This is a genomic window from Devosia sp. 1635 (assembly GCF_013185955.1).
GTDB lineage: Bacteria > Pseudomonadota > Alphaproteobacteria > Rhizobiales > Devosiaceae > Devosia.
In genome coordinates this window covers 68783-76875 of sequence record NZ_JABAOM010000008.1, presented here as the reverse complement: position 1 = coordinate 76875, position 8093 = coordinate 68783, and the positions used below count along the sequence as shown (strand labels likewise).

Below are 8093 nucleotides of genomic sequence, written 5' to 3'. Positions count from 1 at the left end.
ATGGGACCCAAGGGGCGGACGGGCAGCCGCAAACGCTCGCCATGCTGCTCACGCGCCTCATTGATTACGGCAGACGGCCAGCCGAAGCGTTGGCGGGGGGGAGGTTCTTGCTGGGACGGACATTTTCCGACAGCCGCGACACGCTTAAACTTGAAGGCCAGTTCCCACCATCAGTTCACCAAGAACTCGCAAGGCGCGGCCATGAAGTGGCGCCAATCCCCGCGTTAAGCCCACTAGCAGGACAGGCCGGCGCGATCGCCATCGACATTCACGGCTCGCTCGATGGAGGTCACGATCCTAGGGGGTGAGAGGTCTGGCCGCAAAAGATCACCCACGCATCGTGACGCGAGATCGCCCTCTGTTACATGGCTAAACCCGGACAGTCCGGTGCCGGCCCGCAACCAAGTTGTTGGCCTACCCACCCCCAGTGTCTGCTTTCGACGAGCGATTACCAAGAGCTGCCAGTCCGCTGCCGGCCCCTACCCTGCCCTTCCAACTTGCTGCCCCCGATCGGCAGTTCGGCAACATTCATAAGCAGACGCCTCGTTCGAGATCACAATTGGCGCAGCCGAGATTCCCCCCAGGACGAGGGCGAGCCGGTGATCAATCTTAGATAATCGGAGAGAATTGCTGGACCCGATGCGGTATCAGTGCCAGCGGTGAGCACGGCTAGGCGCCGTGCCAAAGACCCATCTCCACCTCCCCAATCATCCGGAGCAATAATATTACGAGTACCACCTATCTTCGATCGATAGCCTTCGATGTTGTGCTGGCCGTATGGACCTGCCTTTTCGCCATTGGCATTCCGTGGTTTGCAGTTGTCGGGGGTTCGGAACAGGCAATTCGGGCCGTTACTCGACTCTGGGCGCGCGGGCTGTTGGAGAGCTTGCGAGTAGTGGTCGGTTTAAAGCACCTGGAAACTGGCTATCCATGTCAGACGCCGTGCCTCATCATCTCTAATCACCAGTCCACCTGGGAGTCTTTAGCTTTCCTCGTGCTAGCACCGGACGTCGCAATCGTCGCCAAGAAGGAACTGCTGAATATCCCGGTTCTGGGCTGGTATCTACGACGCTCTCCGATGATCATCATCGATCGCGCCAGGGGGGCAAAATCGTTTTCCATAATGCTGGAGCAAAGTCGGCAGGCTCTCTCGCAAGGACGTTCTGTTCTCATTTTCCCGGAAGGCAGCCGAAAAGGTCCCTTCGAGCCCGTCAAGTTCAAGCGTGGCGCGGGGCTGTTGTATAAGCATTTGGGTGTTCCTGCCCTTCCAGTGGCATTAAACTCCGGGCGCTTCTGGAGCACCGCAGCTTCAGGGCCAAAGACGGCAGGTACAATAGCGGTATCCTATCTCCCAATCATTCCCCCCGGCCTGACCGAGGCCGAGTTCACGAGCATGACCGAGAGCATGCTTGAAGCCGAGCGGAGCAGAATTACCATGGCTGCCTAGTCGGAGGTGCGCGAGCGGCGCGCCCACGGTGATACTGGGACTATTCAGAGAAGCTGAGGGTCCAACCGGGGTCGGCACCGTAGGAGATGTTGGGTAACCATCCGGCTAAGCTCGTAAATCTATCAACCCTGAAGGCCCCGGCACTGGCCGGGCCGTTTTCGTGCAAGATCGATATGGCTAGATTGCAGCAGCTGCCCCCACTCAATTCGCTCGTTGTGTTTGAAGCCGCCTCGCGCTTGGGGAGCTTTTCCCGGGCCGGGCTGGAGCTGGGCCTCACGCAAAGCGCGGTCAGCCGGCAGATCGGCAAGCTCGAGGCGTTTATCGGCTCAAAGCTCTTCAACCGCGCCGTTCATGGCGTGGTGCTCACCCCTGTCGGCGCTGCCTATGCCGCTGATATTTCCCGGGTCCTGGGCGAAGTCGCCTCGGTGACCGAAGGGGTGCGGACCTGGTCTGGCCCGCGCCAGATCACCATTGCCTGCTCGCGCGGCATTGCCGATCAGTGGTTCATGCCCAGGCTGGCGCGGATGCAGCAGGAAATCGCCGGGCTCGAGCTGCGCCTCAAGGTGACCGACGACGTGGTGCATCTGCGGCTCGATGAGTTCGATCTTGCCGTGTTTTACCGCAGTGAGCGCCCGGCTGGCGTCAACCTCGTCGTGCTCGGGCGAGAGGAAATCGTGCCAGTCGCCGCGCCGAGCTTGCCGTTGCTGATCGATGCGCCGAGCCCGGTAACGATCGGCATCGAGGACACCATGCGTGAATGGCAGGACTGGCCCGACTGGTGGCGCAGCGCTGGCTTTACCCCGCTTGAAGCGACTCGCCGCTGGCTGTTGGGCGATTACGGCCTTTGTGTTGCCGCCGCCATGCAGGGCGGAGGCTATGTGCTGGGCTGGACCTGGCTGATTCGCGAGCAACTTGAAGCGGGCACCCTCGTGCCCATGCATGGGCACATGATGCAGTCCGAGGGGCGCTTTTACCTCATGCGTCCCGCCGACCGGCACCAGCGGCGCATCGCGCGCGAAGTGTCCGATTGGCTCATTGCCCACAATGTCAGCGAAGGCTGAGCCGACGCCTCAGGCCGCCGCTGCCGGGGGCTCGGCGTCATTGGCCGGCATGCTGATCCCTGCCGGCGCACCGGCAAGCTTGCGGCGCTGATGACGGCTGTGGATGTAGCCGAGCACGGTGAAAACCAGCCAGGCGACCTGGGTCAAAAACGACCCAAGGTTGAAATTCCAGAGCAGCGAGTATATCAGGCACACACCCCCGAGGACATTGAGCGCCGCATAGCGGCCGTCCTCGATCGCGAGCAGGCGCATCTGGATCAGTGCATAACCGACCAGGTAAGCCACAGCGCCGACGAGCCCTACGGCAGTCGCAAGCTCCATCTCGAATGCTCCTAAATGCGCCAGGGGAGGCGCCATAACACAGTCGACTTGCGGCCGCTGCAATTGCCTGAGGGGGCGCTGCGGTCCGTACAAATCAGATCGCGATCTAGCGCTGTTTGCGCCCGGTCTGCGCACGCCGGATTCTGATACGGGTATGATTTTAAATCATGCCTTGGGTCACCCTGCCCCGACTAGTATCCGCCATGGAACCGCACGCGCCCTCGAGCGGCGGCAAAAGAGAAAAACAAGGTAGGACTATGCCAAAGAACCCGTCACCCCACGCCCTCAGCCGCCGCCAGGTTCTGGCGGGCGCGGCTGGACTTGGCTTTACGGCTCTGGCGAGCGGCCTGCTCGTCCCCTCGGCGCAGGCGCAGGAGGCCACCCCCAAGCGCGGCGGCGTGCTGAAGTTGGGTGTCGGCGGTGGCTCGACCACCAACAACTTCGATATCCGCGTGCTCAATGACTGGGTGCCAGTGAACCACGCCTATATGGTGTTCAACGGCCTCGTGGAAATCGATAAGGACAATATGGTCCAGCCCGAGCTGTTCGAAAGCTGGGAGCCTTCGCCCGATGCGCGTGAATGGACGTTCAAGATCCGCCAGGGCGTGACCTTCCACAATGGCAAGACCCTCACCGCCGAGGACATCCTTTACTCCCTCAACCTGCACCGCGGCGAAGCCAGCACCTCTGCTGCGCGCTCGACCGCCAGCCAGTTTGCCGACGTCGTCAAGCTCTCCGAGACCGAGATCAAGATCGTGCTCGAAAGCGGCAATGCGGACCTGCCCTATATCCTCTCCGACTACCACTTCCTCATCGTCCCCGAGGGCTTTGAGGATTGGAACAACCCGGTCGGCACCGGCGCCTTCGTGCTGGAGAGCTACGAGCCGGGCGTGCGCGCACGATTTACCCGCAATGAGAGCTACTGGAAGCCCAACACCGCCCATGTCGATGCGGTCGAGGTCATCGTCATCAACGACATCGCCGCCCGCACCAATGCGCTGATGAGCGGCCAGGTCCACGCGATCAACCAGCTCGACTTCAAGACCGTCGACCTGCTCAAGCGCAATCCGAATTTGACGGTGGTGCAGTCGTCCGGCGGCCAGCACTTCACCTTCCTCATGGATTGCACCCAGGGGCCCTACACCGACAACAATGTGCGCCTCGCCATCAAGCACGCCATCGACCGTGAGCAGTTGCTGAGCACCGCCCTGCGCGGATATGGCCAGCTGGGCAATGATCACCCCATCCCGGCAAGCGACCCGTTCCATGCCGCAGATCTGCCGCAGCGCGCCTTTGATCCGGAAAAGGCGAAATTCTACCTCAAGCAGGCCGGCCTCGATAATCTCAGCCTCGAGCTATCGGCTTCCGATGCCGCCTTCTCAGGCGCGGTGGATGCCGCCGCCATCTTCCAGAACACCGCTGCTGCTTCGGGCATTACGCTCAGCATCAAGCGCGAGCCGATGGATGGTTACTGGTCCAATGTCTGGATGAAGGCTCCCTTCTCCATGGGCTATTGGGGCGGCCGCCCGACGGCAGACCAGATGCTGACCACCGCCTACTCCTCGACCTCGGTGCAGAACGACACCCACTGGCACAACGAGACGTTCGACGCCAAGCTCGTGGAAGCCCGGGCGCTGCTGGACCCGGTCAAGCGCAAGGAGATCCATGCTGAACTCCAGCAGATGATCTCCGATGAAGGCGGCGCCATGATCCCGATGTTCGGCGATTATCTCGATGCCGTTTCCAACAAGCTGGGTGGCGTGACCAGCCACCCCATGTTCAACTTCATGGGCGCACGCCTGGCTGAAAAGGTGTGGATCGAAGCCTGATGATCCAGCTCATCCTTGAACGGATCGCGCTGGGAATTCTGACGCTCCTGCTGGTGTCCGCGTTGATTTTCGCGGGCACCCAGCTCCTGCCGGGCGACGTCGCTTCGGCCATTCTGGGGCAAAACGCGACGCCGGAATCACTGGCCGCACTTCGTCAGGATCTCGGCCTCGATCTTCCCGCCTGGCAGCGTTATCTTTCCTGGCTGACCGGCTTTGTTTCGGGCGATCTGGGCATGTCCCTCGCCAACCGGCAGCCGGTGGCAGACCTGCTCTGGCCCCGCTTTGGCAACACCATGGCGCTCGCGGCCTATGCCGCCGTCGTGTCGGTGCCCGTGGCAGTGCTGCTTGGACTTGCGGCTGCCGTGCGGCGCGGCGGTGCCTTTGATCGGGCCAGCAACATCCTGGCTCTGGCCTTTGTGTCCCTGCCCGAATATTTCCTTGGGCTGTTGCTCATCCTCTTCCTGTCCGTGCAGTTCAACATCCTGCCCAGTCTCGCCGACATCTATGGGGGCATGAGCTTTGGGGATTGGCTGCGCGCCACCACCTTGCCTGCCCTGACCCTGGTTCTCGTGACCGTCGCGCAGATGATGCGCATGACACGCACTGCGGTCTTGTCGGTGATGGACCAGGCTTATGTGGAAACCGCTTTCCTCAAGGGTCTGCGCACCAAGCGGGTCGTGCTGCGCCACGCCTTGCCCAATGCGGCCGCGCCCATCGTCAATGTCGTGGCCTTCAACATCGCTTATCTCATCACCGGCGTCGTGCTGGTGGAGGCCATTTTCAACTATAACGGGCTTGGACGCTTCATGGTCGATGCCGTCGCCAAGCGCGACCTGCCTTTGGTTCAGGCTGCGGCCATGGTTTTTGGCGCCGCCTATGTCGTGCTCAACAGCATTGCCGACATCACCGCGATTGCCCTCAATCCGCGTTTGAGGCACGCGCAATGACCCGCAGGCTCCAGAATATTCCTCTTTCCGCTTGGCTTGGCATCACCATTGTCCTGCTCAACCTCGTCGTGTTCCTGGTCGGCCCTCTCCTCGCGCCCTATGGGCAAAACGAGATCGTGGGGAGCCCCTTTGATCCCCCGTCCGCCCAGTTCTGGTTTGGTCTCGACCAGAATGGCCGCGACATGTTCTCGCGCCTGCTGGCGGGCGCGCAGATGTCGATCGGGGTGTCGCTCGCCGCGTCCCTGATCTCGTTTGCAGTGGGCATTCCACTCGGCTTCCTCGCCGCCATTTTGGGCGGCTGGGTCGATACCGTCCTGTCGCGAGTCGTCGATACGGTAATGTGCATTCCCGTGCTGATTTCCGCGCTCGTGGTGTTGCAGGCCCTGGGCTCCTCGATCCCGGTGCTGATCTTCACCATTGCCCTGTTGGACAGCACGCGCGTTTTCCGTCTTTCGCGCGTCGTCGCCCAGAGCATAACCGTGCTTGAATATGCCGAAACCGCGCGGCTGCGCGGAGAAAACATGGTGTGGCTGGTCACGCGGGAAATCCTGCCCAACGCCCTGCCCCCACTCATCGCCGAGTTCGGCATGCGCTTCTGCTTCACCTTCCTCTTTGTTGCCGGCCTGTCCTTTCTTGGCCTTGGCATCCAGCCGCCCTTTGCCGATTGGGGTGGCATGGTCAAGGACAACCAGCAAGCCATTCTCTACGGCCTTTATGCGCCGCTGTTTCCGGCCGCCGCCATTGCCCTGCTGACCATTGGGGTGAACCTTGTCGTCGACTGGCTCCTGTCCAGCCGCGGCATTGCCCAGGGAGCTGACCGATGAGCAATGTTCTGACGATCCGCAACCTGCGCGTTGCAGCACCCAACGGAACCGTTCTGGTCGATGGCATCGATCTGGACCTGGCGCCCGGTGAGGTGCTGGGACTGATCGGGGAATCAGGTGCAGGTAAGTCCACGATCGGCCTTGCCGCCATGGGCTACGGCCGTGGCGGCTGCCGCATCGTTGCCGGCACTGTCGAGATCGGCGAGGTCTCGCTGACACAAGGCACCCGCGCCACCCGCGAAAAGCTGCGCGGTGCCCGCATTGCCTATGTCGCCCAATCGGCGGCCGCAGCGTTCAATCCCGCCATTCGTATCGGCGAACAGATCGTCGAAAGCGCCCTTTACCATGGCCGGATGAGCCGGGCCGAAGCCGAAGCCTGGCGGCTTGAGCTGTTGCGCACGCTGCAGCTGCCCAGCCCCGAAACCTTTGGCGATCGCTATCCCCATCAGGTGTCGGGCGGGCAGTTGCAGCGCGCCATGGTCGCCATGGCCATGGCTGCCCGTCCCGACATCATCGTTCTGGACGAACCCACCACCGCCCTCGATGTCACGACCCAGATCGAGGTTCTGTCCCTCCTGCGCAGTCTCATTCGCCGCTACAACACCGCGGCGCTCTATATCACGCACGACCTGGCCGTCGTTGCCCAGATCGCCGATCGCATCATGGTGCTGCGCCACGGCAAGCTGGTTGAAGAAGGCACGACTGAACAGGTTCTCGAGGCCCCCCGGCAGGACTATACCAAGCTGCTGGTGTCTGAGCGGCGGGCCGATCTGGGCGGGGCAATCGTCTCCAACAAAAGCGGCGAGATGCTGCTCGAAGTGCGCAATGTTCACGCCAGCTACACGAAAACACCGGTCTTGGACGACATCTCGTGCACGTTGCGGCGCGGCGAAACGCTGGCCGTGGTCGGCGAATCGGGCTCGGGTAAATCCACTCTCGCCCGCACCATCGCCGGCCTGCCGCCGCACGCGTCGGGCTATATTGCGCTCGCCGGCAAGCAGCTTGATCGCTCCTACAAGAAGCGCAGCCGCGAGGAATTGCGACGCATCCAGCTGGTCTATCAACTCCCCGACGTCGCCCTCAACCCACGCCAGACCGTGGGCCAGATTATCGGTCGGCCGGTGGAGTTCTATTTCCGCACCTCTGGATCGGCGCGTAACACTGAAGTTGCGCGCCTGCTTGAGCTTGTCGGCTTGCCGGGGGAGTTCGCCGAGCGCCTCCCTAGGGCCCTTTCAGGCGGCCAGAAGCAGCGCGTCTGCATCGCCCGCGCGCTTGCAGCGCGGCCCGACCTCATCATTTGCGATGAAGTGACATCCGCGCTCGACCCGTTGGTCGCAGAGGAAATCCTGCGGCTCCTGCGTTCGCTGCAGGACGAGTTTGGTTTGTCCTACCTCTTCATCACCCACGATCTGGGTGTGGTGCGGCGCTTGGCCGACCGCACCATGGTGATGCAGCGCGGCAAGATCGTTGAGGAAGGGCCGACAGCTGAAATCTTCCAGCCGCCCTTCCATCCCTACACCGAAGAACTCGTGACTTCGGTGCCCGAACTGCGCCGCGACTGGCTCGACAGCGTGCTGGCCAAGCGCGTGCCAGCCGCCGCCTGAGCCGCAGCCTTTCGGCGCCCGCTGCCAGGGCTCTGCCCTGGCATCTTCCCCATCTATTTC

Annotated in this window: 8 protein-coding genes; 7 read left to right on the top strand and 1 reads right to left on the bottom strand. The window is 62.2% G+C overall.

Features of this window, described 5'->3' with window-relative positions:
* The 3 genes from HRU92_RS20150 to HRU92_RS20140 form a co-directional block, all read left to right on the top strand.
* Positions 1-308: gamma-glutamyltransferase (locus HRU92_RS20150; protein WP_172125171.1), on the top strand; the 308-nt coding region annotated here is incomplete at its 5' end.
* Positions 309-895: 587 nt separating this feature from the next.
* Positions 896-1447, top strand: a complete 552-nt coding sequence (locus HRU92_RS20145) for a lysophospholipid acyltransferase family protein (RefSeq protein WP_349236882.1) — start codon at positions 896-898, stop codon at positions 1445-1447.
* Positions 1448-1620: 173 nt separating this feature from the next.
* Positions 1621-2508 carry a LysR substrate-binding domain-containing protein gene (locus HRU92_RS20140; RefSeq protein WP_172125239.1) on the top strand — a complete coding sequence of 296 codons (888 nt, stop codon included), beginning with the start codon at positions 1621-1623 and terminating at the stop codon, positions 2506-2508.
* A 9-nt stretch (positions 2509-2517) separates the two neighbouring features.
* On the opposite strand, the gene HRU92_RS20135 is transcribed toward HRU92_RS20140, so the two are convergent.
* The gene (locus tag HRU92_RS20135) at positions 2518-2829 is read right to left on the bottom strand and encodes a cyclic nucleotide-binding protein (protein WP_248307284.1); all 312 of its coding nucleotides are present in this window, start codon (positions 2827-2829) and stop codon (positions 2518-2520) included.
* Between the two features lie 257 nt (positions 2830-3086).
* Between HRU92_RS20135 and HRU92_RS20130 the strand changes: the two genes are divergently transcribed.
* The 4 genes from HRU92_RS20130 to HRU92_RS20115 are packed head-to-tail and all read left to right on the top strand — an operon-like array spanning position 3087 to position 8033.
* Positions 3087-4658 (top strand): ABC transporter substrate-binding protein, encoded by a 1572-nt coding sequence (locus HRU92_RS20130; RefSeq protein ID WP_172125241.1) that lies wholly within the window; start codon positions 3087-3089, stop codon positions 4656-4658.
* Entirely contained in the window at positions 4658-5605 is a 948-nt protein-coding gene (locus HRU92_RS20125; protein ID WP_172125243.1) for an ABC transporter permease, read from the top strand. The genes HRU92_RS20130 and HRU92_RS20125 overlap by 1 nt, the downstream gene beginning before the upstream one ends.
* Positions 5602-6429 (top strand): ABC transporter permease, encoded by an 828-nt coding sequence (locus tag HRU92_RS20120; RefSeq protein ID WP_172125245.1) that lies wholly within the window; start codon positions 5602-5604, stop codon positions 6427-6429. Before HRU92_RS20125 ends, HRU92_RS20120 begins: the two co-directional genes overlap by 4 nt.
* On the top strand, positions 6426-8033 hold the full coding sequence (locus HRU92_RS20115; RefSeq protein WP_172125247.1) for an ABC transporter ATP-binding protein: 1608 nt from the start codon (positions 6426-6428) through the stop codon (positions 8031-8033). The genes HRU92_RS20120 and HRU92_RS20115 overlap by 4 nt, the downstream gene beginning before the upstream one ends.
* The last annotated feature ends 60 nt before the right edge of the window (positions 8034-8093 follow it).